This is a genomic window from Streptomyces sp. NPDC000941, assembly GCF_053599555.1.
Genome location: NZ_JBSFMM010000169.1, coordinates 1 through 24,921, shown reverse-complemented (window position 1 = coordinate 24,921; position 24,921 = coordinate 1). Strand labels below are relative to the sequence as shown.

General features: G+C 71.6%; 20 protein-coding genes and 1 pseudogene. 7 read left to right on the top strand and 14 right to left on the bottom strand.

What is annotated here, in order from left to right:
* Window positions 1-629: 629 nt before the first annotated feature.
* Window positions 630-1,358, bottom strand: a complete 729-nt coding sequence (locus ACWDSL_RS38295; protein WP_450492569.1) for an alpha/beta fold hydrolase — start codon at window positions 1,356-1,358, stop codon at window positions 630-632.
* A 133-nt stretch (window positions 1,359-1,491) separates the two neighbouring features.
* On the opposite strand from ACWDSL_RS38295, the gene ACWDSL_RS38290 reads away from it, so the two are divergent.
* The gene (locus ACWDSL_RS38290) at window positions 1,492-2,349 is read left to right on the top strand and encodes a helix-turn-helix domain-containing protein (RefSeq protein WP_450492568.1); all 858 of its coding nucleotides are present in this window, start codon (window positions 1,492-1,494) and stop codon (window positions 2,347-2,349) included.
* Here the strand turns inward: ACWDSL_RS38290 and ACWDSL_RS38285 are convergent.
* From ACWDSL_RS38285 to ACWDSL_RS38270, 4 genes are all read right to left on the bottom strand, one after another.
* Window positions 2,328-3,455, bottom strand: a complete 1,128-nt coding sequence (locus ACWDSL_RS38285; RefSeq protein ID WP_450492567.1) for a hypothetical protein — start codon at window positions 3,453-3,455, stop codon at window positions 2,328-2,330. The two genes, ACWDSL_RS38290 and ACWDSL_RS38285, sit on opposite strands and share 22 nt — an antisense overlap.
* 4 nt (window positions 3,456-3,459) lie before the next feature.
* Window positions 3,460-3,774 (bottom strand): hypothetical protein, encoded by a 315-nt coding sequence (locus ACWDSL_RS38280; protein WP_450492566.1) that lies wholly within the window; start codon window positions 3,772-3,774, stop codon window positions 3,460-3,462.
* An 87-nt stretch (window positions 3,775-3,861) separates the two neighbouring features.
* Window positions 3,862-5,145, bottom strand: a complete 1,284-nt coding sequence (locus ACWDSL_RS38275) for a sensor histidine kinase (protein ID WP_450492565.1) — start codon at window positions 5,143-5,145, stop codon at window positions 3,862-3,864.
* A complete protein-coding gene (locus ACWDSL_RS38270) occupies window positions 5,135-5,812 on the bottom strand; it encodes a response regulator transcription factor (protein WP_450492564.1) in 678 nt (225 codons plus the stop codon). Before ACWDSL_RS38270 ends, ACWDSL_RS38275 begins: the two co-directional genes overlap by 11 nt.
* A gap of 149 nt (window positions 5,813-5,961) precedes the next feature.
* On the opposite strand from ACWDSL_RS38270, the gene ACWDSL_RS38265 reads away from it, so the two are divergent.
* Entirely contained in the window at window positions 5,962-7,680 is a 1,719-nt protein-coding gene (locus tag ACWDSL_RS38265) for a glycosyltransferase (protein WP_450492563.1), read from the top strand.
* Here the strand turns inward: ACWDSL_RS38265 and ACWDSL_RS38260 are convergent.
* From ACWDSL_RS38260 to ACWDSL_RS38235, 6 genes are all read right to left on the bottom strand, one after another.
* On the bottom strand, window positions 7,658-8,395 hold the full coding sequence (locus tag ACWDSL_RS38260) for a class I SAM-dependent methyltransferase (RefSeq protein WP_450492562.1): 738 nt from the start codon (window positions 8,393-8,395) through the stop codon (window positions 7,658-7,660). The two genes, ACWDSL_RS38265 and ACWDSL_RS38260, sit on opposite strands and share 23 nt — an antisense overlap.
* Window positions 8,392-10,974, bottom strand: coding sequence for a SpoIIE family protein phosphatase (locus ACWDSL_RS38255; RefSeq protein ID WP_450492561.1), 2,583 nt, complete (start codon window positions 10,972-10,974; stop codon window positions 8,392-8,394). Before ACWDSL_RS38255 ends, ACWDSL_RS38260 begins: the two co-directional genes overlap by 4 nt.
* Window positions 10,975-11,087: 113 nt before the next feature.
* Window positions 11,088-12,041, bottom strand: coding sequence for a hypothetical protein (locus ACWDSL_RS38250; RefSeq protein ID WP_450492560.1), 954 nt, complete (start codon window positions 12,039-12,041; stop codon window positions 11,088-11,090).
* 97 nt (window positions 12,042-12,138) lie between these two features.
* Window positions 12,139-14,562: an MFS transporter gene (locus ACWDSL_RS38245; RefSeq protein ID WP_450492570.1), complete on the bottom strand. Its 2,424-nt coding sequence runs from the start codon at window positions 14,560-14,562 to the stop codon at window positions 12,139-12,141.
* 396 nt (window positions 14,563-14,958) lie between these two features.
* A complete protein-coding gene (locus ACWDSL_RS38240; protein ID WP_385618694.1) occupies window positions 14,959-15,408 on the bottom strand; it encodes an SRPBCC family protein in 450 nt (149 codons plus the stop codon).
* A 122-nt stretch (window positions 15,409-15,530) separates the two neighbouring features.
* Complete coding sequence (locus ACWDSL_RS38235; protein WP_398531438.1) at window positions 15,531-16,109, bottom strand: TetR/AcrR family transcriptional regulator; 579 nt, start codon at window positions 16,107-16,109, stop codon at window positions 15,531-15,533.
* Between the two features lie 235 nt (window positions 16,110-16,344).
* On the opposite strand from ACWDSL_RS38235, the pseudogene ACWDSL_RS38230 reads away from it, so the two are divergent.
* Both ACWDSL_RS38230 and ACWDSL_RS38225 read left to right on the top strand, forming a co-directional pair.
* Window positions 16,345-17,788: pseudogene (locus tag ACWDSL_RS38230) on the top strand (MFS transporter).
* Window positions 17,789-17,874: 86 nt separating this feature from the next.
* Window positions 17,875-18,957 carry an Rv2578c family radical SAM protein gene (locus tag ACWDSL_RS38225; RefSeq protein WP_450492559.1) on the top strand — a complete coding sequence of 361 codons (1,083 nt, stop codon included), beginning with the start codon at window positions 17,875-17,877 and terminating at the stop codon, window positions 18,955-18,957.
* On the opposite strand, the gene ACWDSL_RS38220 is transcribed toward ACWDSL_RS38225, so the two are convergent.
* Both ACWDSL_RS38220 and ACWDSL_RS38215 read right to left on the bottom strand, forming a co-directional pair.
* The gene (locus tag ACWDSL_RS38220; RefSeq protein ID WP_450492558.1) at window positions 18,954-19,307 is read right to left on the bottom strand and encodes a MerR family transcriptional regulator; all 354 of its coding nucleotides are present in this window, start codon (window positions 19,305-19,307) and stop codon (window positions 18,954-18,956) included. The genes ACWDSL_RS38225 and ACWDSL_RS38220 overlap by 4 nt on opposite strands.
* 48 nt (window positions 19,308-19,355) lie before the next feature.
* Window positions 19,356-20,129 (bottom strand): SDR family NAD(P)-dependent oxidoreductase, encoded by a 774-nt coding sequence (locus ACWDSL_RS38215; protein WP_450492557.1) that lies wholly within the window; start codon window positions 20,127-20,129, stop codon window positions 19,356-19,358.
* 82 nt (window positions 20,130-20,211) lie between these two features.
* Here ACWDSL_RS38215 and ACWDSL_RS38210 point away from each other — a divergent pair, with 82 nt between their 5' ends.
* Entirely contained in the window at window positions 20,212-20,724 is a 513-nt protein-coding gene (locus tag ACWDSL_RS38210; RefSeq protein ID WP_450492556.1) for an N-acetyltransferase family protein, read from the top strand.
* 289 nt (window positions 20,725-21,013) lie between these two features.
* Here the strand turns inward: ACWDSL_RS38210 and ACWDSL_RS38205 are convergent, their stop codons facing one another.
* Complete coding sequence (locus ACWDSL_RS38205) at window positions 21,014-21,691, bottom strand: HEAT repeat domain-containing protein (protein WP_450492555.1); 678 nt, start codon at window positions 21,689-21,691, stop codon at window positions 21,014-21,016.
* Between the two features lie 387 nt (window positions 21,692-22,078).
* Between ACWDSL_RS38205 and ACWDSL_RS38200 the strand changes: the two genes are divergently transcribed.
* Together ACWDSL_RS38200 and ACWDSL_RS38195 are read left to right on the top strand one after the other, a co-directional pair.
* Window positions 22,079-23,932 (top strand): 3-hydroxyacyl-CoA dehydrogenase family protein, encoded by a 1,854-nt coding sequence (locus tag ACWDSL_RS38200; protein ID WP_450492554.1) that lies wholly within the window; start codon window positions 22,079-22,081, stop codon window positions 23,930-23,932.
* Between the two features lie 94 nt (window positions 23,933-24,026).
* Window positions 24,027-24,848, top strand: a complete 822-nt coding sequence (locus ACWDSL_RS38195; protein WP_450492553.1) for a TetR family transcriptional regulator — start codon at window positions 24,027-24,029, stop codon at window positions 24,846-24,848.
* Window positions 24,849-24,921: the final 73 nt, after the last annotated feature.

Genomic DNA, 24,921 nt, shown 5'->3' with positions numbered 1-24,921 from the left:
GCACCGGGGGACGGGATCGCCTCTCCACCCACCTGCTCTAAAAAAGACGGTTGATGCAGTACTTGATGCAGAGCAAGCAGTTTTTTAAGAGCAGGTGGGTGGAGAGCCCCAACCGGACCGGCCTCCACCGCTTCGGGCGCCCAACCGCCGTCCCCCCGCTCGCGAGCCAGTGACGCCCCCTTGGGCCGGACGGCGACGAAGCCTCCGGCCCGCCCCCCCTTCCCGCTGCTGGCCGCATTGCGCCGAAGGCGCGAGACGATGCCCGCACGCGGCAACCGGACCATGCCGACCAGCGATAGCCGGCCCGTACGTCGCGCTCGCGCACCCCCAGCCGAGCGCACCGCTGGACCGACCGGCCAGCCACTGCGCGGCAGCAGCTGCGGCGGAGCGCAGCGGAGCCTGTCCTGAGCCCAACCACCCACCGGGCCAAGGAACCAGGACGACAGGCCAGCCGCCCCCTCCTCCCTCCTGCTGCCGCTTTGGACCCGGAGGGTCCGAGACGAAACCCGCACCCGCCCGAACCGAATGCCGCGAGACGACGGCGTAGGCACAGGCGAAGCGAAGCGAAGCCACCCGCGAAGCCACCCGCGAAGCGGGCAGCACACAGCAGTCAGCCCGAACCGAAAACCTCAGCAGCCGAGCTTCAGCAAGAGATCGGTGAGCTCGACCGGCGTGGTGATCATGCAGTCGTGGCCGGTCGCCAGCTCCCACACCTGGGCCGGGTCGCCGTTGGGCTGAATCGCGGGGACCGGGCGCCGGGTAATGCCTTCGGGCTCGCCGACAACACAGTGGATGTGCGTCCGGGGGATCGCGTCCACCGCCGGGTTGTCCAGTCGGACCGGTTGCTGGAGGCAGCGTACGGGCTGGTCCGACAGCATCGTGCGCAGCCAGGCGACGTCAGCCGGATCGGTGACTCCGAACAGCCCCATGGGCGGCGGAAACTCAGGGAGCGGCGGGACGCGCCAGCCGCTGTCGGACTGGAGAGCGCGGTCGATCTGGGCCTGGGCGACGGGGAGGACATCGACCGCGGTCTCGCCGTCCTCCGGGACCATCGCGTCGAGGTAGACCAAATGTCCGATGCGGTCCGGGATTTGGTTGGCCGCGGACGAGATGACCAGCCCGGCGTAGCTGTGGCCCACGAGGATGACCTCGTTCAGGCCCTCCTCGGTGATCAGCCTGACGACGTCGTCGACATACGTATAGAGCCCCACCTCGGGGCCGAGCAGATGCGCTTTGTCGCCGTAGCCGGTCAGGGTCGGCGCGACCACCCGGTGTCCGGCCGACCCGAGCAACGGCACCACCCGCTCCCAGCACTGTCCGCTGTGCCAGGCGCCGTGTACCAGCAGATATGTGGCCATGGTTTCGCTCCTCGCTGTCGCTTGCCTGTCGGCTGACCACGCTGCCGACCCGGCTCCGGCCCAGCCAGAGCCCCGGCGATCCTGGGGGTGACAGGACCAGGCACACACACCCGGTGCGGATTACGGTGGCGAGATGACCGACGAACCGAACCTGTTGGGCGATTACGTACGCGCCCGCCGTGAGCTCGTCACTCCTGAACAGGTCGGTATCCCCGTGGTGGGGGTACGGCGGGTGCCGGGCCTGCGCAGGGAGGAGGTGGCGATGCTCGCGGGCATCAGCGCCGACTACTACCTGCGGCTGGAGCAGGGCCGCGACCGCAACCCCTCCGTACAGGTTCTGGAGTCACTGGCCCGCGCGCTGCGGCTCGACGAGGACGCGACGGCGTACCTGCTGCGCCTGGGCACCGACAACCCCCGACGGCAGCGGCGCCGACGCCCGCGCCGGAAGGAGACCGTGCCACCGGGCATCGCCAAGTTCGTGGCGGCGCTCCCGCTGCCCGCGTACGTCGAGGGCCGCTACTTCGACGTGCTCGCCGCCAACGCCTTGGCGACCGCCGTGTCACCGCGCTTGGCGGTGGGCGGCAACCGCCTGCTGGACGCGTTCCTCGACCCGGCCGAGCGCGCCCTCTATGCGGACTGGGAGAACGCCATCGTGGGCATGGTCGCCGGTTTCCGCGAGGCTGTCGGAACCGATACGGACGACCCCCGCTTCATCGAGCTCGTCGGTGAGCTCTCCCTCGCCAGCCCCCGCTTCAGCCGGCTGTGGGCCCGCCATGACGTGGTGGTGTGCGAAGGCACGACCAAGTGCATCGACCACCCCCAGGTCGGTCGCCTGCGGCTGAACCAGGAGCGGCTGGGCATCGGCGGCGCGGCGGGCCAGACGCTGATCGTCTTTCACCCGGACCCCGGCACCGACAGCGCCGACAAACTGGCGCTCCTCGCCTCCGCCGTCCAGGCACCGGCCGCACCTCAAGACACCGTTCGCCGCTGAGGCGGCCCCGGCTCCCTCCAGATATGCGTATTCGGAGTCTCAACAGGAGAACTGTCGAACGGTATGTGTTTCCCGTTGTTCCACGCCTCTTCCCGTTGACCAGCCGGCCAATGAGGCGTCGAGTTCAGGCCGGGCTCGACGGCATTCCCCTCGTTCTCCCGGGTTTTCGACTGCGCCAGGAACTGGGGCGGATGACCCGCACGATACTGAAGCAGCTCGAAGTTGGGGTATGCATCACCCTCGAGCTTGACCTGGGAGCCACCCGAATCACCCAACTTGATTCCGATGTCCCCGTTCACGGCAAAATACGGCATTTTGCTGTTGATACCCGTGTACTTCACCTGGAGAGAGCCGTTGTTGTCCAGGTAAACTTTGACGTTGTTCTTCCAGAAGCCCTCACCGATACCCTTTGCCGGAATCGTTTTCTTCAAGGGCGGATCCTGTATCTTGTGCTCTGAGAGTCGGACGATCGCCACCGACGGAGTTACGGTGTAGGTGATCTTTCCGGTGGCCGTATCCCATGCGAAGGCTATGCGGTACGGAGCGTTCGGATTAGCCGAGAATGAGCGATCGTCACCCTCCAGCAAACCGAACGCCCCGGTTTTGTAAGGGATGAAGAACCGGCCGAGGATAACCCCATGATTGCCGCCCACCGGGCGGACCCATGTCGTTGTCTGCGACGACATGGGAGGTATCGCACCGAAGTACTTATCGTATACGTCGGCCAGTTCACGCGTCTGGTTGATCCTGTCATCCGTCGTGACGACGTACCCGCGTGAAGGCAGCAAACCCGGGTTGAACACTTGCGCCCCGCCGCCGCCCCCCGCCACTTCGAATGCCTTGCCAACAGCCTTGACCTCGGTGTCGGTGGCGGCAATCGTTCCGAGGTTACTGAGCACCTCACCGTCCACGGCGCCTCCGCTCGGTCCCCACCGCGCGACGGTCAGATTGCTGATGTCGTTTCCGAAGTCCTTCGCGCCCGCCTGGTAGGACGAGATCGCCGGAGACAACACACCGGTAATCCACCCCTTCAGATCCCGGGCGGCACCGGTCGTCTTATCGGCATAGTTATAGAGATTTTGCGGAACCGCGGCTGCTTCGCCCATGCGCTCAGTTTCCTTCGGGATTCTTGAGGAGGGCCGCACGGGCCTTTTGCGCCTGGTCGGTCGCGTGTTTGACCTGGGCCTGAATGCCGAGCACTTCCTGAGCCAGTCTGCCCAATGCGGCTTGCTGGGCATTGAACTCGGATTCGAACTGCTGACGCTTCCCGCCTCGCCATTCCCTCCCGAACTGATTGAACTGCGCCGCGCGTTGCCCTGCGCGCAGCTCTGCGAACGCTTTTATTTTGTCGTACGCCAGACCAAGCGCTTTGCTCAGCGTTTCCGCGGCATTGAAGTCGTAATGGACCTGCTTCGGGGCAGTCACTACCCTGGCCTCCTCACCCCATGAGAAATGGCAACTGTGTCACCAGAGGGCCGGAATGTCATTGATACCCAGCGCACAGCGCTTGACCTACCGTGCAATGGACGGCAGCCGCCCAACCGCACACGTCCCGTGCGCCGATTCCGCGAAGTGGAGGGTGCCGCCATGGCGGACCGCGATCTCGCGGGCGATGGCCAGGCCGAGTCCTGCCCCGCCGGACTTTCGGGTGCGGGCGTCCTCCAGTCGGCTGAAGCGTGTGAAGACCCGCTCCCGGTCCGCCGCGGGGATTCCGGGGCCGTCGTCGCGCACCTCGAACACGACGGTGTCCCCGTCCTCGTGGCGGCGCTCGGTACCGACCGTGATCTCGACCGTGGTGCGGGCGTAACGGCAGGCGTTGCCCAGCAGATTGCGCAGCAGCCGTTCGAGCTGGACATCGCTGCCCCGGACCCAGACCGGCGGGTCGTCGGCGGCGACGCAGCGGATGTCGAGCGGGCGGGGGTGGGGCAGGTGCTGGTGTTCCACGATCAGATCGTGGGCGAGGTCGGTGAGATTGACTTTCGTATCGGCGGCGGGCGCGCCGCCGTCCAACTGGGCCAGGAGCAGCAGGTCGTGGCTGAGGTTCTGGAGCCGCACGATGTCCCGGAGGGCATCGCGTACCCGGGCCTCCCAGTCGACGCCGTCCGGGTGCGTCAGCGACGATTCGAGGGAGGCCCGGAGCCCGGCGAGGGGGCTGCGCAGCTCGTGGGAGGCGTCGGCGATGAACCGCTGCTGGAGTTCGGCCGACCGCTCCAGCCGGTCCAGGGTCGTATTGATGGTGCGTGCGAGCCGGGCGATTTCATCGGCCGAGCCCGAGGACGAGACCGGCACCCGGCGGCCCAGCGACCGGGCCGTGATGTCCTCGAGTTCCCGGCGGATGGCCTCGACGGGGCGCAGCGCCCGGTCCGCCGCCGTCCACGCGGTGACGGCGAGGACCACGACGGCGAGGGGTCCCCAGAACGCCAGGCCCCAGCCGAGGCCGGCCAGGTAGCCGAACGCGGATCCGCCGGTCTGGACCGACCACCAGAGTTCGGCGGCGAAGAGGAGGGCGGTGGCGGCGCCGACCACGAGCGCGACGCGCAGCCGCAGGGACAGCGCCTGTCGGGCAGGCCGTGCGAACGCCCACACCGTGGCGCCGAGGATCAGCATGACGGCGGGGCCCTCGACCTCGGGCCTGCGTACCAGCTCCATGACATCCATGGACGGGAGACACACGGCGACCGCGATGAGCAGCCAGGCCGCGGCGAGCCCGGCCCGTACGGCGGCGCGTACTTGCGGGGCGAGCGACTTGCGCGGCCGGGTGCGCACCGCCCGGCTGTCCGGCGCGTCAGGCGCCATGGCCGGTCATGCGGTAGCCGATGCCCCGGACCGTCTCGATCGACGCGCGGCCGAAAGGCGTGTCGATCTTTCGGCGCAGGGCGCTCACGTACACCTCGACGATGTTCAGATCGCCTTCGAAATCCGCCGACCAGACCTGATCGACGATGTCTATCTTGGGCACGACTTCACCGGCCCGCCGCGCAAGGCATTCGAGCACCGCGAACTCCTTGGCGGTCAGCCTGATCTGGACATCGCCGCGGCCACTTGACCGGTTGGCCGGGTCTATCCACAGGTCGCCGATGCGCAGCACGGTGCGGGTCCGGGCGCCGCCGCGGCGGAGCAGGGCCCGCAGCCGGGCCTCGAGCACCACGTACGAGAAGGGCTTGGCCAGGAAGTCGTCGGCGCCGGTGTCCAGCGCCTCGGCCTCGTCGTACTCGCCGTTCTTGGCGGTCAGCATGAGGATGGGCGTCTCGATGTCCTCCGCACGGAGCCTGGCGCAGACCCGGTATCCGTTCAGGCCGGGCAGCATGATGTCGAGCACGATCGCCTGATACGGGTGCTGGCGTGCCATGTGCAGCCCGACCAGGCCGTCATGGGCCACGTCCACCGCGTATCCGGCCGCTTCCAGGCCCCTTTTCAGGGCGATCGCGAGCCCTTCCTCGTCTTCCACCACCAGTAGCCGCATCGCCTCAGTATCCCCAGCGGTTCCGGCCGTCCCTGAAGAGGTCTTCAGGATCCTTCAGCGTCGTCTCAGCAGCTCCGGGTGACCATCGGGCCCGTTCCCCGTCTGTTCCCTGCCTGCCCCTGCCTGCTTTCCGGCCCTTGAGGTGACCTGTGACCATCGCCCCTGTCCTTCGCCCCGACCCGGTGCGCGGCGGAGAAGTCAGAACGCCCCGTGGCCGGCGGGTGGCTCTGGTGGTGGCCGTCGTGACGACGCTCGCCGCCGTCGTACAGCAGGTGCTGCACGCGGTGGGTGTCGCCGACGGGCAGCCGTGGCCCTGGCTGCTCGTCGCCGCCCCGGCGTGGCTGCTCGCCCTGCGGGGGCTGCGCGCAATGCCCGCCCCGCCGCCCTTGGTCGTACGTGCCATCGACCGGCTGAGGCGAATACCCGTGTGGGCGGGGGCCGCCGCGGTCCTGGCCATGGCCACCGCCGTATGGGCCGCGCTTCAGGACCACGAGCCGCTGATCGGCCATGAGGAGGCGGTGTACGGCAACAAGGCCCGCTCCTGGCTCGACGGCACCCCGGACGCGGGCTGGGGCACCTACCGCCCGGTGGGGCTTCCCGCGCTCGGCCGGATAGCCCTGGCCGTGCACGACGACGTCGGGGCGCTGCGGGTGGTGGCGCTGCTCCTGACCCTGTTCACCCTCGCCACGGCCTATCTGGTCGCCGCTCGGCTGACCACCCCCCGGCGGGCGGTGGTGGTGACTCTTCTGCTCCTCAGCGGGCTGGGCTTTCTGCGCCGCCTCCCGTTGTTCCTCAATGACATCGGCGCCACGGGCCTGCTGCTGACCGTGGTCTATCTGCTCGTCCGCGCACAGGAGAAGCCCGGTTCACGCGCTCTGACGCTGCTGCCCTTCCCGGCGCTCGCGGCCTTCCATCTGCGGTACGGCGTGGTGGGCACCCTCGCGGCCGTCGCCGTAGCCGCCGTCCTCGCCTACGGCCCCCGGGCCTGGCTGGCCCAGGGGCGCCGACTGGCCCTGTGCGCGGGCGTCCTGCTCGCCGGGCTGATACCGCACTTCATCTACGCCACCAAGGCCACCGGCAGCCCCCTCGGCCTGGTCTTCTCCGCGACCGAACACGCCGGGCGGGCCTATGTGGGCGACGGTCTCGTGTACTACCTGTCCGTCTTCCCGTACCGGCTGGCCGGCGACCTCGGTGGCGTCGTCATGGCCGCGGGGCTGTGGGGCCTGGGCGCCGCGATCCGGCGGCGGCGCGGCAACCGGCGTACGGGGGCGGCGACTTCGAGGACTTCGGCGACGCCGCGACCCGGCGACCGGAGCCGGGGGTTTCTCGGAATGACCGCGGTGCTCACCTTCATCGTGCTGGGGGTGGCCACGGACGGCGAGCCCCGCTTCGTCTACCTGCCCGTCGTCCTGCTGACCGTCCTCGGCGTGCAGACCCTCGCCGAATCGGCCGGCCGCTGGTCCGCGACCGTGCTCACCGCCATCGCCGCGCTGGCCGCCGTCACCGTGCCCGCGACCGCGCAGTACGTGGCGCACGACGCGATGCCGGGCCCCACCGCCCAACGCGTCTCAACTCTCGCCGTGGCCCGGCAACTCGCCGGTGACCGGCCCTGTCTGCTGGTCACCGGCTACGAGCCCGACCTCGGCTGGTACTCCGGCTGCGACGCGGTCACCTACGGCCAGTACCGGCGGATGGCCCCGGCCGCCGGGGTCGAGGTGAGCCTCGTCCTCTTCGAACGGGGCCGGTTGCAGCCCGGCCCCGCGTCGTTGGGCCGTCTCATCGACGGGCGCGCCACCACGACCCGTACGATCCCCACCGAAGGCTCCCTCGGCACGGCCACGGTCATCACGCTGCGCGCGAGGAATTGAGCGCGGCGACCACGTACCAGTGTGCCGGGAGGTCGATCCGCGTCCCGTCCGCCCGGTACTCGGTCTGCGGCAGGGTGGTGGGCCCGTCGGCCAGCACCGTAAGCCCCGCCTCGCCCAGCAGCTCCGGCACTTCGGCGGTGCGCGCGTCGGCGGGGCGCAGGTCGTGGTCGAACACCCGGCGGAGCTTGGGCGGCGGGCCGCCGGGGCTCTGTGCGGCCTCCCGCAGCACGGTCTTGGACTCTTCGGTCAGCTCGGCCACGAACGCCCGGCCGCGCCGCCCCAGCAGGGTGGCCACCGCCTCGGCGACCGGCAGCCGGTCGGGCGGGTCGCTCTGGTGGATGACCGCGCGCAGATAGACGTTGACGTCGCCCAGCCGCCCATGGAGTTCCTGTACGCGCGCGGCGTCGGTCAGGCTGAGTTGTTCGAACTCCGCCACCTTCTCCGTATCGGCGCGCCGCGCGTGGTCGATGGCCGCCGAGGACAGGTCCACGCCGATGGCGCGGGGGAAGCGGGTGGCCAGATAGCGGGTCTGGGTGCCGTTGCCGCAGCCGAGGTCGGCGATCGGCAGAGTGGCGTCGGCGTACGGGGCCAGCAGTGCGAGGTGCGGGATCGCGGACAGCGACGGGTCGGCGTCCCAGATGGCCTCCCCCGGCGCGTCCGAGGTGTGCTGCCAGTAGCTCTCCCACGCCTGCCTGTAGCGCTCCGATACGCTCATCCGCCGCTCCCCGGAGTAGACGCCTCCGTACGCCCCTGACGCGGAAGGCTCTGTTCGAACCAGACTGTCTTGCCGTCCGCCGACCGGCTGCTGCCCCACTCCCGGGCCAGGGCGCCGACCACCCGCAGCCCGCGCCCCGTCTCATCGTCGCGGCCCGCGCTCAGCAGCGTCGGCAGTTCGTGGTCGTCGTCGGAGACCTCCCACAGCAGCGCGTCCGTACGCACCAGACGCAGCACGACATGATGGGTGTGGGCATGCCGTATCGCATTGGTCACCACCTCGCTGACCAGCAGCTCCGCGGTCTCCACTGCCTCCGGCAGGCCCCATTGGAGCAGCCGCTCGCGCACCAGCCGCCGCGCCCGGCGCACTTCGCCCGGCTCCAGCGCGAGCCGCCACTGCGCCACGTCCGCCGCCGGGATGCCGTTGAGCCGGGCCATCAGCAGCGCCACGTCGTCCTTGCGGCCGCCCCGGGTGTTGAGGGCGCGGATGATGGTGTCGCATGCCTCGTCCATCGACGCCGCGGGGTGCGCGGCGGATTCGCACAGCGCCGCGAGCCCGGCGCCTATGTCCTGGCCGCGCACCTCGACCAGGCCGTCGGTGCACAGCACCAGGCGGTCGCCGGGCGCCACCCGTACCAGGGCCGTCTCGAAGGGCACCCCGCCGACCCCGATGGGCGCTCCGGTGGGCAGGTCGAGCAGTTCGCTGCGGCCGTCCTGGGCGCGCACCAAGACGGGCGGGATATGGCCCGCGTTGGAGATCAGCAGTTCGGAGCGGATGGGGTCGTAGACGGCGTAGAGGCAGGTGGCGAGGTAGTGCTCGCCGAGCCGCTGCGCCAGGTCGTCGAGGCTGCGCAGCAGTTGGGCGGGCGGCAGGTCGAGGGCCGCCATGGTCTGTACGGCGGTGCGTAACTGGCCCATCATCGCCGCCGCGTTCAGGCCGTGCCCCATGACGTCGCCGACGACGAGCGCGGTGCGCGAGCCGGACAGCTTGACGCAGTCGAACCAGTCGCCGCCGACCCGGCCGAGCCGAGTGCCCGGCAGATAGCGGGTGGCCGTGTCGCATCCGGCCATCCGCGGGGTGACCTGGGGCAGCATGCTGTCCTGGAGCGTTTCGGCGACGTTCTCCTGGTAGGTGTACATACGGGAGTTGTCGAGCACCAGGCCCGCGCGGGCGGCGAGTTCGGCCCCGGTCGTACGGTCCATGTCGTGGAACCGCTCCCGCCCCGCGCGGCGCATCAGCACCATGAAGCCCAGCACCACATCGCGCGCCGTGAGCGGGACGATCAGCAGCGACCGCCCGTTGATCAGCGGCCGCAGGTCCCGCTTCTCGAACTCCCCGGAGATCCGGTCGCCCAGCGCGTCGTCGAGGTACGGGATCAGCACGGGCTCGCCGGTGACCATGCACTGGAAGAACGGCGTGTGTTCGGGGAAGGCGATGGCCTCCCCGACCGGCACGGTGTCGTCCCAGCGGCCCGGTTCGTCGTTGTGCTCGACCCACACCCGGTGCCAGATGGTGGTGACGTCGGGCGGACCGTCGGGGAACCCCTCGCCGGCCAGCACCTGGGCGCGCAGATGGGTGCCGGCGAAGTCCGCGAAGCGGGGCACGGCGGCGCTGGTGACCTCGCGGATGGTGCGGGCGAGGTCGAGGGAGCTGCCGATGCGCCCGCTGACCTCGTTGAGGAATTCCAGCCGCTCGCGGACGGCGGCGTACTCCAGGTCGAGGTCTTCGGCCGCGTCGTACGGGGCCGCGGATGCGTACGAGTCTTCGGCTGCGTACCGGGCTTCGGAGGCGTACGGCACACCGGGGGCGTGCGACGCTTCCCGCGCGCCCCCGCCCCGGGTCACGTCTTCGGTCCCGGCCGCGGACGCCGCGCGCCGGGCCGCCTCCTGCCGCGCCTGCCGCTCGCGGTAGCGGGGCAGGCCCCAGTCCGGGGTCACCGGCACCCGCTCGTGCCTGCTGATCTCCAGCACCGGATAGCCGAGTTCAAGGATCTGGGCGACGATCCGGCCCGCCCTGGCCGGGCCCATATTGGGCAGGATGTCCGGCAGCCGCCCGGCGAGCCGGTCCGCGCCGGGGAACTGGGTGTGCCGGGCGAAGCCGGGCGCGAACCGCTCGCGCTCCCCGCCGACGGCCGCGCGCTCCGCCTCGGCCGGGCCCGAGGCGTCGGCCGCGAGCACGAGCAGCCGCTCCGGCCCCGGCCCGACCAGCGGATAGGCCCACCACAGCACTTCGACCGGATCGTCGTCCCGGCCATCGGCCATCCGGGCCCGCCCGGCCGTCGGGTAGGGCGCCGCCCCGCCCGGCGAGGCGTCCAGGTCCGGCCCGCGCTCCCCGCCCTCCCAGTCCGCCCCGCCCAGCGCGCCCGAGACCGGCATCAGATCGACGGCCCGGCAGCCCACGGCCTCCTCACGGCTCCGCCCGAAGAGCCTGCGCGCACCGGAACTCCAGTGCGTCACCAGCCCGTCGACATCGACGACCACCACCGCGAGCGGCATCCGCCCGGGCCCGCCACCCCGCTGCACCGGCACCCGGGGCACCCCGCCCACCTCGTCGTCGCCGCTGGACGTGCCACGGTCCATAGGGGGATGACTCCTTAGCCAGGCAAGATCTGCGCCACAGCTACCCACGGTACGGCCGCCGCGGGGCGCCGCGCGCCGCAATACCCGAATAGGGGTTTCTCTCAGCCGCCGTCTCAGCCGCGTATGGTCACACCGTGGCGGGTGCGCAGTCGGCGCAGCTCCCATAGGGCGAGCCCGGTCACCGAGAGCGGGCCGCCGAACAGGGCACAGAACTGGGCCCACAGCGGCCCGCCCGGCATACCGTCCCCGGTCGCGTTCAGGACGGCGATGATCCACACCATCACCACGGTGATCACGGCAGGCAGCGCGGCGTGCACATAGGCGGTGTTGAAGGCCGAGCGGGCGACGTAGGCCGAGGCCAGGACGAAGAACGGCAGCCCCCACAGCACGAACACGAGCGCCGGGACCGCGGCCACGAACAGCCACACCCCGTGCAGCCCTTCCATCTTGTCGGTGTTGGCCGAGACCACCCACAGTGTGGCGACGAGGACGGCCACGGTCAGGACGTACCAGCCGACGGTCTTGGCCGGGACGCTGAGCCGGGAGCGCAGCAACCGCCGCCGCTCCGCGGGCGCGTAGCGGATGAAGAGGGCGATGATCACCGGTCCGGCGATGAGGAGCAGGATCGGGGTCAGGATGAGTAGGCCGGCACTCTCGCTGGCCTGGTCCTTCAGGTCGCCTTCCGATCCGTACGTGTAGTAGAGGGCGAACGTCGCGAGGAGGCCGAGCACCGTGCGGGTGATCTGGACGCGGTCGACCAGGGGGTCGTGGACGCGCCCGCCGCCGTCCTGGTCGAACAGTTTCCGCGCGGGCCGGTGCGCCAGGCGGAGCAGGGGGACGAGGATGGAGAGGAAGGGCACCCGCCGGTACCAGCGCCGACCTGTGGGCGCGGGGCGGTAGGGCCCGGGCGGCGGGGGCGGGGGCGGCCCGTAGGGGTTCGGCGGTGGCGGTCCGTACGGATCCGGTGTCGGCGGAGGCCCGTACGGATCGGGTGCCGGGGGCTGCGGTCCCCAGCGGTTGCCTCCCTGCCCGGGGCCGTTCGGCGGACCCCATCCCCCCGTTGCCATCGCGACTTCTCCTTGCCCGCGCCTGCGACCACGCGTTTTTGGTCAGTGGCCGGGAAGTCTAGGCCACGAAGACGAACCGGCCCCCACCCCGGAGTGCTCAGTCCTCGTGGCCGAGTTGAAGGTCGCGTTCGGTACGGCCGCCGCCCGCGACCTGGAGGACCGTCGCGACGGGCGGGTAACCCGCCGCGATCACCGTGTACTCGCCCGCCGAGAGGTCGACGAAGCGGAAGGCGCCGTCGGTCGTGGTGGTCGCCGTGTCGACGACGTTGCCGGCCGCGTCCAGCAGCGTGACCCGCGCGTCCTCGACCAGCCGTCCGCCGCCCGCCCGCACCACGCCGCGCAGCACCGCGCCGCCCGCGAGCTCGATGTCCTGCCGGGTCTCGCGGTCGGCCTGGACGGTGACCGGCAGCGCGGCGGGGCGGAAGGCGGGGGCGCTGGAGGCGAGGGTGTACTCGCCGGCCACCAACTCCGAGATCACATAGCTGCCGTCGAGCCCGCTGCGGGTGGTGGCGACGACCTCGCCGCGTACATCGGTGAGGGTGACCGTGGCGTCCCGTACGGGCGCACCGTCCGCGGTGCGTACCGTCCCGGCCAGCCGCCCCGCGCCGCCGAGCACGACGTCGAGGTCGACCGGACGGTCGCCGACGGTGACGCTGACGGCCCGCGGCTGATGGCCGCCGGCCGCGGCGATCAGGATGTAGGAGCCGGCACCCGGAGTGCTCAGCGCGTACCGTCCGTCCTCCCCGGTGGCGCCGCGCCCGATCTGGCGTCCGGCGACGTCGATGAGGGTGAGCGCCGCCCGTGGGACGGTGGTGCCGTCGTGGTGCTGGACGGTGCCGCAGACCGGGATGCCCGCGGTGGTGGGCGTCGGGGCGGTGCGGGGCACGGTGCGCGCGGCCGGGACGACGGGTTCTTGCTGGACGGCAAAGTCGGTGTGGGACACCAGAGGTTTCTCCTTCAGCAGGAAGGCGAGCAGGAAGCCCAGAACGAGCACCGGCACGAGATAGAGGAAGATCCGCGGCATGGCGTCGGCGTACGCCGCGATATAGCCGTCGCGCAGTGGGCCGGGCAGCGAGTGCACCAGCTGCGGGGTGACCGACTCGGGGTCGGGGATCCCGGCGCCGGACGCCCCCGGATCGGCGCTGCCCGTGGGGAGTTCGACCGCGAGCCGGTCGGCGAGGCGGTGGGCGAAGAGGGTGCCGAAGACGGCCGCGCCGACACTGCCGCCCATCTGCCGGAAGTAGTTGTTGGCGCTGGTGGCGGAGCCGATGTCGGCGGGGCGTGCGGAGTTCTGGACGGCGAGCACCAGCACCGGCATGACCAGTCCCATGCCGAGCCCCAGGATCCCCATCCACAGGCTGTAGTCGGGGCGGGAGGTGTTCTCGTCCATCCGGGAGAGCAGCCACATGCCGATGGCGGAGAGCACGCCGCCGACGATGGGGAAGATCCGGTACCGGCCGGTGGCGCTGATGAGCTGGCCCGAGGCGACGGAGGCCACGACCATGCCGCCCATCATGGGCAGCAGCAACAGCCCCGACTCGGTGGCGCTGGCGCCGTCGACCATCTGGAGAAAGGTGGGCAGATAGCTGGCGGCCCCGAAGAGCGCCACGCCGACGACCATGCCGATGAGCCCGGTGACGCAGAAGACCGAGTCACGGAACAGCCGCAGCGGGATGATGGGTTCGACCGCCACCGACTCGATGACGACGAAGAGGATCGCGCTGCCCAGCGCCCCGAGTGCGAGCCCGAGGATGACACGGGACTTCCACGGGTATTCGGTGCCGCCCCAACTCGTCAGCAGCACCAGGCAGGTCGAGGACACGGCCAGGAGCAGCGCGCCCAGGTAGTCGAAGCGCGCCCGCCTGGTCGGCTTGGGCAGTTTGAGCGCGACGACCACGACGGCCAGGGTGACCAGGCCGAAGGGCACATTGACGTAGAAACACCAGCGCCAGGACATGTGGTCGGTGAAGAAGCCGCCGAGTAGCGGGCCCGCGACCGACGCGAGGCCGAACGCGGCGGCGATGAGCCCCATGTAGCGTCCGCGCTCACGGGGCGGGACGATGTCCGCCATGATCGCCTGAATGCCGATCATCAGGCCCCCGGCGCCCACTCCCTGGACCGCCCGGAAGGCGATCAGCTCCTCCATCGTGCGCGACCAGCCCGCGAGCGCGGAGCCGGCCACGAAGACGGCGATGGAGAAGATGAAGACGCCTTTGCGCCCCATCAGGTCGCCGAGCTTGCCGTAGACCGGCAGCACGATGGTCGAGGCGAGGAGGTACGAGGTGATGGCCCAGGACATCTTGTCCAGGCCCTGCAGTTCACCGACCACCTTCGGCAGGGCCGTGGCCACGATGGTCTGGTCGAGGGCCGCCAGCAGCAGCGTGAGCATCAGCCCGAAGAACACCATCCGGACCCGGGCCGGGCTGAGCCCGACCGGAGCGCCGCCATCGCCTGCCGGGCCGCCGCCCGCCGGACCGGGGTCCGGCGCGTCATCGGCCGTCTGGTGCGTCGGCTGCCGCACCGTTTCGTGCGCCTGTTGAGCCGGTTGAGCCTGCTGCGCCTGCTGGACCTGTTGGGCCTGCTGCGCCTGCTGGGCTTGTTGCGCCTGTTGTTGTGCCTGTTGAGCTTGTTGTGCCGCTTGTTGCGCCGTCCGGGCCCAGGCGGGTACGGGACCGGCGGCGCGCCCCGGCTCGCCCCCCTTGGCCAGGGGGGTCCAGGTGATCCCGCCCACGTCCTTCTCCCCTCGTCGCGCCTGCACCGCCGCCCATTTCTCGCATTACGCGACAACTGTGAGCAAGCGCGACGAATCGCCGCTGACCGGTGGGGAGAGGGACGTAAGAGGCTTTCGCCCCGGTCGGAGGGTGTGCGGCGGCTAACCGCGCCGCGGAGAAAACCACCCGATCCGGTGAGCCTTCGGTTACTTCTGCTTCGCGACCTCGGTGGCGAGGTTGGCGAGCAACGCATCATAGATCCGGGCCAGGCCCTTGGGTGCGAAGAGCCGCTCGAAGAAGCCGCCGATACCGCCCGCGCCCTGCCAGACCGAGGTGACGACCACCCGCGCCTGACCCTCGCCCGCCGGGGTCACGGTCCAGGTGGTGACCATCGAGGAGTTACGGTCCTTCTCGATGAGCTCCCCGTCGGTCGGCTCGGTCACCTCCAGCAGACAGTCGCGCACGCGCTTGCTGGTGGCCTGGAGCTTCCAGTGGACCAGCGTGCCCTCACCGTCGCCGCCCTCGCGTACCTCGTACTCGCTGAACTGCTCCGGCAGCAGCCGGCCGCGCACACCGCTGTAGTCGGCGAGCGCGTCGAACACGTCCTCGGGGCTGCCCGCGACGATCCGCTCAGTGGTGGCCTCGACTTGGCCCATTGCTCTCCTCCACTCGCTGAACGGCGCCTCGGCTGCGGCGCCATCGACTGCGGCAAGCCAACCATTTTTGCTGGGACTTTGCCTAATTGGAGGCAGCCACCGGTAGAGCGGCGACGACCGGATCAGCGCACCGCGCGGACGCCGTCGAGGGCCACGCCGAGGACGCGGTCGCGCTGGGCGTCGTCGAGGAAGTTGGTCGCGGTGATCCCGGCGACCATCCGCAGCAGGTCGTCGAAGTCGATATCGGCGCGGACCCGGCCGGCCTGCCGCGCCCGGTCGAAGAGCGGGCCACCCGCCCGGTACATCGACTCGCGGCAGGCCTGGAAGATGTCCGACTCGTCGTCCATGGCCTCGCGGATCGCCCGCTTGGTGACGCTGTAGCCGACGAAGCGGCGCAGCCACGAGTCCAGCGCCTCCCAGGGCTCCAGCGCGGCGGCCTCCTCGGCCACCCGGCAGAGCGCGGCGACCTCGTCGGCGTAGACGCTCTCGAAGAGATGGCGGCGGGTGGGGAAGTTCCGGTAGAGCGTGGCGATGCCGACCCCGGCGCGGCGCGCGATGTCCTCCAGCGGCGCCTCGGCGCCGCTCTCGGCGAACACCTCGCGCGCGGCGGACAGCAGCGCGTCGTAGTTGCGCGCGGCGTCCCGGCGGTACGGGCGCTGGGCCGCGACGATCTCGTCGACGGGGAGCTGCGGGACGGTCACGGGGGCCTCCGGGTGGAACGGGTCGAAGCGGGTTCGGAGCGGGTTCGGAGCAAGCGGTTTGAAAGTGGAGGTTGGCCTCCGCTAGAGTGGAGGTACACCTCCACTTTATCAGTCGGGGCCGTGCACCGCCGGTCGCGCACCCTCGTGCGCCCACCGTTCCACAGTGCCCGCGCCCCAGGTCGGCCGTGCCCAGGCGCGTACCGCCCCATCCCCTGTCCTGTACGGAGAGGTCACCATGCCACGCAGCTCCACCCGCCTCACCTTCGCGGTCCTCGCGACAGGCGCCGGCGTGTTCTCGATGCTCCAGTCACTGATCGCCCCGGCCCTGCCGACCGTGCAGCACGCCCTGCACACCTCCCAGTCCACCGCGACCTGGGTGATGACCGCGTATCTGCTCTCCGCCTCCATCTTCACCCCGATCCTCGGCCGCGTCGGCGATCTCATCGGCAAGAAGCGCACCCTGGTCGCGGTCCTCGTCGCGCTCACGCTCGGCTGTCTGCTCGCCGCGCTCGCGCCCACGATCGGCATACTCATCGTCGCCCGGGTGATCCAGGGCATCGGCGGCGCGCTGTTCCCGCTCTCCTTCGGCATCATCCGCGACGAGTTCGCCGCCGAGGAGGTGAGCCCCAGCATCAGCAACCTCTCAGCGGTCATCGCCGCGGGCGGCGGCGTCGGGGTGGTCGCCGCCGGGCCCATCGTCTCCGCACTCGACTACCGCTGGCTGTTCTGGCTGCCCGTCGGCATCGTCGCCGCCACCGGCCCTGCGCTTCATCCCCGAATCCCCCACCCGCGCCTCCGGACGGGTCAACTGGCTCGGCGCCGCGCTGCTCTCGGGCTGGCTGATCGCGCTGCTGCTGCCGCTCAGCCAGGCCGCCGTCTGGGGCTGGGGATCGGCCCGGGTGATCACGCTCTTCGTGGCCGCCGCGCTGCTGTTCGCCCTGTGGCTGCTGGCCGAGGCCCGCTCCGCCAACCCGCTGATCGACATGCGCGTGATGCGGCTGCCCGCCGTATGGACCACCAACGCCGCGGCGCTGCTGTTCGGCGCGGGCATATACGCGATCTGGTCCTTCCTCCCCGCCTTCGCGCAGACCCCGTCCACCGCGGGATACGGCTTCGGCGCCGACGTCACCGGGGCCGGGCTGCTGATGCTCCCCATGCTGATCGCCATGTTCGGCGCGGGCGTGCTCAGCGGCCGCCTCGAGCCGCGGCTCGGCGCCAAGCGGCTGCTGGTGGCGGGCGCCGCACTCGGCGCCGTCGCCTGCGGCTTCCTCACCCTGTGGCACGACCAGCAGTGGCAGGTCGCGTTCGTCGCCGGGATCTTCGGCCTCGGCATCGGCCTGGCCTTCGCCTCGATGGCCAACCTCATCGTGGGCAGCGTCCCCGCCGAGCAGACCGGCGCCGCGACCGGTATGAACGCCAACATCCGCACCATCGGCGGCTCCATCGGCGCCTCCATCACCAGCGTGCTGGTCACCAGCCGCCTGCAGCCCTCCGGCCTGCCGTACGAATCCGGCTACACCCACGGCTACGCCCTGCTGGCCGTGCTCTGCCTCGCCGCCACCCTCGCGGCCCTGCTCGTCCCGGCCCGCCGCACCCGCCTCACCGCCGGCTCGCTCCGGGCGGCCGGCGGCGCGGCGAGCGCCGAGCCCCGGGCCACGGCGCCGAGCGCCCGAGGCTGACGGGACACGGACCTCCGGGGGCTGACCCATGAATGAAACATGTGTTCTAATTCTGGGTACGAGCGAGACCCCCGGAGGTGCACGCCATGCGCTGGGACAACCTGACCGACGGCGACGGGGCCGCCGCGCCCGCCCTCTTCGCGGCGGACGCGGTGACCACCCGCACCTTCGACACCCCCGAGTTCCGCGGCATCACCTTTCATGAGATCCGGGCCCGCTCGATCGTCAACCGGGTGCCCGGCGCCTCCCGGATGCCGTTCGAATGGACGGTGAACCCGTACCGGGGTTGTTCCCATGCCTGTGTCTACTGCTTCGCACGCAAGACGCACAGCTATCTCGACCTCGACACCGGGCTCGGCTTCGACACCCAGATCGTGGTGAAGGTCAACGCCCCCGAACTGCTCCGCCGCGAGCTGGCCTCCGGCCGCTGGCGCGGCGAGCACATCGCCATGGGCACCAACGTCGACTGCTACCAGCGGGCAGAGGGCCGCTACCGGCTGATGCCCGGCATCCTCGCCGCCCTGACCGAACGCGCCAACCCCTTCTCCATCCTCACCAAAGGCACCCTGATCCTGCGCGACCTGGAGCTGCTGCGGCGCGCCTCCCGCGTCACCGACATCGGCGTCTCCGTCTCGGTCGGCTTCACCGACCCCGACCTGTGGCGCACCGTCGAGCCGGGCACGCCCTCGCCCCAGCGCAGGCTGGAGGCGGTGCGCACGCTGGCCGACCACGGCATCCCATGCAGTGTGCTGATGGCCCCGGTCATCCCCTTCCTCAGCGACTCCCCCGAGCAGCTGCGCGCGACCGTACGGGCCGTCGCCGCGGCCGGGGCCACCTCCGTGACCCCGCTCGTACTGCATCTGCGGCCCGGCGCCCGCGAATGGTTCACGGCCTGGCTCACCCACCACCACCCGCGCCTGCTGCGCCGGTACGACGCGCTGTACGAGGGCGGGACGTACGCGCCCCGGTGGTATCAGCGGCGGATCACCGGGATGGTCCACGAGTTCGCCGACGAGTACGGCATCGGCCCGTACCGCGCGGGCGAGCACCGGGGCGTCCCGGACCGTCCGGCTACGGATGCGGACGCGGACGCGGGTACGGGTACGGATACGGGTGCGGATACGGGTGCGGTCGCCGCCGAGGCACCCGACCAGCTGACCCTGCTTTAAGGGGCGCTCACGTTGCCCAGGGCGCCCGCCAGACGGTCGCGGGCCTCGGTCTGGGCGGCGATACGCGCGTCGAGGACGGCGAGCCGGTCCCGGGCGATGCCGAGCCCTTCTTGGCTGGGCCGCGCGCTCGTCATATCGCCGTCCAGGCACGGCAGGAAGCAGCGGACGTCGTCCAGGGTGAGGCCGACGGCGAGCAGATGGCGGATGTTGCGGACGCGGACGGCGGTGCGCTCGTCGTAGTCGCGGTAGCCGTTGTGCTCGCGTGAGGAGTTGATCAGCCCCGCCTGCTCGTAGTGGCGTAGCGCGCGCGGCGTCACGCCCGTGGCCTTCGCCAGTTCCCCGATCCGCACCGGTCCCACCTCCGGTGCCGTTTCTATCAGCTGTCGCTCAGCCGCCTCTCAGCCGATCACCGCCCCGCCGTCCACCGGCAGCACGACCCCCGTCACAAACGACGCCCCGGGCGAGGCCAGCTGCACGATCGCCCACGCCACCTCCTCCGGCCGCCCGATCCGCCCCAGCGGGGTGTGGGCCAGCTGCCAGGCCCGTACCCGCTCGCGCTGCTCGGGCGTCAGCCCCTGGTGCTCCCCGATCGGGGTCTCGATCGCCCCGGGCGCGACCGCCACCACCCGCACCCCGCGCGGCGCCAGCTCCACCGCCCAGCTGCGGGTCAGCGTTTCGAGGGCGGTCTTCGTCGCCGCGTAGAAGGAGTTGCCCGGCCAGGCCCGCTGACCGACGGCGGTGCTGACGTTCACCACCACGCCGCCGCTCTCCTCCAGGGGGGTCAGGGCCGCGCGCGTCAGCAGGACGGGCGCGAGGAGGTTGGTCGCCAGGAGCGGGGTGGCCAGCTCGGGGGTGATGTCGCCCAGCGGCGCGGCGCGTACGACCGCGGCGTTGTTGACCAGCACGTCCAGCCGGCCGTACGACTCGGTCACGCGCCGCACGATGTCCTCCGCGGCGCCCTCGGCGGTGATGTCGGCCGGAAGCGGCTGGATCCGCGGGTGCCCCGCCGCCGTCTCCTCCAGCGGCCCGGGCCGCCGCCCGACCACCACCACCCGCGCCCCCTGCCCGGCGAGGGCACGGGCGGTGGCCCGCCCGATCCCGGTGCCCGCGCCGGTGACGAGGGCGACCCTGTTGTCGGTGTCGCTGTTGTCGGTGTCGCTGTTGTGGTTCATGGCGAGGATCGTGTGACCCTGCCGCCAATGGCAGGGTCAAGCGGCCTACGGTGGTCGGATGGACGGCGTACGCGTAAGGCTCATGACGGAAGCGGACATCGACGCCGTGGCGGCGGTACGGGTGCGCGGCTGGCAGTCGGCGTACCGGGGGCTGATACCGCAGGCGCACCTGGACGGCCTGAGCGTCGAGAAGGACGCGGCGCGGCGGCGGGAGTTCTTCTCCCGGGGCCTGGGGGACGTCGTCAACCTCGTGGCGGAGAACGCGGGCGGCAAGGTGGTGGGCTGGGCGTGTCTCGGCCCGTACCGGGACCGCGATCTCCCGTCGGGCGACGCGGAGTTGTACGCGATCTATGTACGCCCCGACCGGATCGGCACCGGAATCGGCCACGCCCTGCTGACGGAGTCCATCACCAGAGCCGCCGAACGCGGCTTCCCGCACCTGCGGCTCTGGGTCCTCGAGGGCAACACCCACGCCCGCCACTTCTACGAGCGCGCGGGCTTCACCCCCGACGGCGGCCAGGAGGACTACGAGGTGGAAGGCGTCCCCGTCCCCGAACTCCGCTACGCCCGGCACCTCACCCCCACGGCCGTCTGAGGTCACGACAGCGCGGCGCTCAGGCGGGGGTGGCGGGAGGCGGAGGCGGGCCGCCCGGCCCGCCGGGTGGCGGTCCCGCGCGGCGCGACGCCGTACCCCCGGGCCGCCCGGCCCCACGCGGCCCACCGCACCGGGCGGGCACCACACCGAGCGGGCACCACACCGAGCGGGCACCACACCGAGCGGGCACCACACCGAGCGGGCACCACACCGAGCGGGCACCACACCGAGCGGCCGGCCTCGGCTCGCCGACGGCCGGCCGCCACCACGGACTCACCACGCCACCGCGTCACCGCGCCCGCGCCCGCCCCGACTTGTCCGGGGCCGGGCGGCGGGTGGGGCCGGCGTCGGGGGTGGCCCCGAGGCCGCCGCCACCGCTGATACGGGCCAGGGCGGCCGCCGCGGCGGCGCTCAGGCGGGGGTGGCGGGAGGCGGAGGTGAGGGCTGGGACGGCGCGTTCGTCGCCGATGGCGCCCAGGCCCTCGACGCAGGCGCGGGCGATCGGCCAGTGGCGGTCGCGGGCGGCCAACTGCCGCTCCAGGGCGGCGACGAGGGCCGGGACGGACTCGGGGGCGCGGAGTTCGACGAGCAGCCGGATGGGGTGGAGGGAGTAGGCGGTGCGCAGCGGGTTCGTGGCCAGGGCGGCCGCGGCGCGGGCGGTGCGCGGGTCGCCGAGGCGGGCCAGGACGCGGGCGGCGGTCGCGCAGCGGGCCGGTTCGCGGTAGTTGAGGAGGAGCACGAGGGTTTCGAAGGCCCGCCGGTCCCCCGCGCTGCCGAGCACGAACGCGGCCGTCTCCCGCGCCCACAGCGGCTGCTCGGGCGCGACGAGGATACGGGCGAGCTGTTCGCGGGCGGCGGGACTGCCCTGCCGTACGAGCGCGAGCAGCGACGCGTGGGCCCTGGTCTCCTCCGGGGACGAGAGCGAGGCCCGCACCCGGTCGGTCAGTACGCGGAATTCTTCGTCCATGTCGTGGTCTCCCCTCCCCGGTGACCGGCGCCCGGCGCCCCGGCGCGCGGGTCACGAAATGTGCCCTGGCATCTTGGTTACCCGCGAGTTAAACTGACGACACGAGCAGCACCCCTGCTCTGGCGGCCTGGTGACGCAGCCGCCGTGTGAAGTCGGTTCGGCAGTGCAGTTCTGTACGGCGTGGCCCCGGGACAGGGTCGGCCGTGTGTCTCCCACGGGCAGTTTGCTCCGTGTGGCGCTGTCCGTCAGGGAGCGTGCAAGCCCTTCCGCTCCTTCCGCCGGAGTTTCGTGTCAGCCCACCGCGCTTGACCGAAACGCGCATGACCGAAAGCTCCTCTCAGTCGTCACGTCATCCCCACTTCCGGGGAACACCCTCTGGAGTCCGCGATGGACCGTCTTCCGACCAACGACGCCGGCCGTCCCTCCGGCCGTACGCCCTCCCCAGATCTCTCCCCCTCCTCGGCCTCACTCACTACTGTCGCCGTCATCGGGCTCGGCACGATGGGCACCGGAATCGCCGAACTGCTGGCCCGCGCGGGCCGCGAGGTGATCGGCGTCGACATCAGCGAGAGCGCCGCCCGCCGGGCCTTCGCCGCGCTGGAGACCGCCACCGCCCGCGCCGTGCGCCGCGAGCGGATGACCGAGCGGGAGCGCGCGGACGCGCTGGCCCGCTTCCGCGTCTCCACCGATCTGCGGGCCGCGGCCGACGCCGACCTGGTGATCGAGGTCGTGCCGGAGAGCTATGACATCAAGCAGGAGGTCTTCACCGCCCTGGACGCCGTCGTCCGGCCCGGCACCATCCTGGCGACCGGCACCAACGCGCTGTCCGTGACCCGGCTGGCCGCCGACTCCGCCCACCCGGAGCGCGTTCTCGGCCTGCATTTCTTCCATCCCGCGCCCGCCATGAAGCTGGTCGAGATCGTCTCCAGCGTGCTGACCTCCCCGGCCGCCGTCGCCGCGGTCACCGCGCTCGCCCGCGACCTCGGCAAGGAGCCCGTCGGGCTCGGCGACCGGCCGGGGTTCGTCGCCGACGGGCTGCTGTTCGGCTATCTCAACCAGGCGGCCGCGATGTACGAGGCGAAGTACGCGGCGCGCGAGGACATCGACGCCGCGATGCGGCTGGGCTGCGGTCTGCCGATGGGCCCACTGGCGCTGCTCGACCTGGTCGGCATCGACACGGCCCGTACCGTCCTGGAGGCGATGTACGCGGCCTCCGGCGACCGGCTGCACGCGCCCGCGCCCGTCCTGGGCCAGCTCGCCGAGGCCGGGCTGACCGGCCGCAAGGCGGGCCGCGGCTTCTATACGTACGAGGCGCCGGGCAGCGGCGCCGTCGTCCCGGACGCGCTGACCCCGGACCCCGCCGCCCGGGCCGCGGCCGCCGCTCGCCCGGTCCGTACGGTGGGCGTCGCGGGCTCGGGCACCATGGCGAGCGGGATCGCCGAGGTCTTCGCCAAGGCGGGCCACGACGTCGTACTGGCCGCCCGCGCCCCGGAGAAGGCGGCGGCGGCCAAGGCCAGGATCGCCCGGTCCCTGGAGCGGTCGGTGGCCAAGGGCCGGCTGAGCGAACAGGCCCGCGACGAGACGCTGGCCCGGATCGTCCCGGCCGGATCGCTGGACGCCTTCGCGGACGTGGACCTGGCGGTCGAGGCGGTCGCGGAGGACCTGGCCGTCAAACAGCAGCTGTTCGCGACCCTCGACAAGGTCTGCAAACCGGGCGCAGTGCTGGCCACGACCACCTCCTCCCTCCCCGTCATCACCTGCGCCCGCGCGACCTCGCGCCCGCAGGACGTGATCGGCCTGCACTTCTTCAACCCGGCGCCCGCGATGAAACTGGTCGAGGTGGTGCGTACGGTCCTCACGGCTGACGACGTGCGGGCCACCGCCCACGAGGTGTGCCGGGCCGTGCGCAAACATCCGGTGGACTGCGGCGACCGGGCCGGCTTCATCGTCAACGCCCTGCTGTTCCCGTATCTCAACAACGCGGTGAAGATGGTCCAGGAGCACTACGCCTCGCCGGACGCCATCGACGCCGCGATGAAACTCGGCGGCGGCTATCCCATGGGGCCCTTCGAACTGCTGGACGTCGTGGGCCTGGATGTGTCGTTGGCCATTGAGAGGGTGCTGCACCGCGAGTTCCGGGAGCCCGGTCTGGCGCCGGCGCCGCTGCTGGAGCACCTGGTCGCGGCGGGGTGCCTGGGGCGGAAGACGGGGCGCGGCTTCCGCGAGTATGCGAAGGCCTGAGGAGCGGCCGGGCTGGGGCGGGCTGCTGGAGCCCGCCCCGGCGACCCCCGGGGTCCAGGGGGCATCGCCCCGGAAAATGCAGTACGTTCCCCACATGTCCCAGCCTCTGAAGGCCACTCGTACGCCGCGTACGAGCCGCTCGAACTCCTCCACCGGCAGCGGCGGCACCGGCAACCGCCGGGCCTCCGCGCAACGCCTGGCCATGCGCCGCAAACTGGCGGCCGCGGCCATGGAGTTGTTCGCCACCCAGGGCTATGAGGCGACGACGGTCGACGAGATCGCGGCGAAAGCGGGGATCGCCCGCCGCACCTTCTTCCGCCACTTCCGCTCCAAGGAAGAGGCGATCTTCCCGGACCACGACGACACACTGGTGCGGGCCGCGGACGTACTGGACGCGGCGCCGCCGCACGAGCACCCGCTGGACACGGTGTGCCGGGGGATCAAGGAGGTCATGCGGATGTACGCCGCCGCCCCCGCGGTCTCCGTGGAGCGCTACCGCCTGACCCGCGAGGTGCCCGCCCTGCGCGAGCGCGAGATCGCCTCGGTGGCCCGCTACGAGCGGCTGTTCACCAGCTATCTGCTGGGCCACTTCGACGAGGGCGCCCACCACGACGGCGACGACGACCCGCTGCTCGCGGAGGTCGCCGCCTCCGCCGTGGTCACCGCGCACAACCACGTCCTGCGACGCTGGCTGCGCGCGGGCGGGGTGGGCGATGTGGAGGGACAGCTGGACCACGCCTTCGACATCGTCCGCCAGGCCTTCGGCACCGGCATCGGCGCCGCCCGCCCCATCCCCACCCGCCCGGCGGCCATGGTGTCGGCCAAGGGCGAGGAGGACGTTGTGGTGATGGTCGCCCGCACGGACGCCGCACTGGATGAAGTGATGCGCACAATCGAGCAAGCCCTCAAGCGATAGCGCCTGGCCGCAGCGGGTCTCCGCTGACTTTGTGGTGAGTATGAGACAGCGACACGCCGTGACGTCGGCGTGT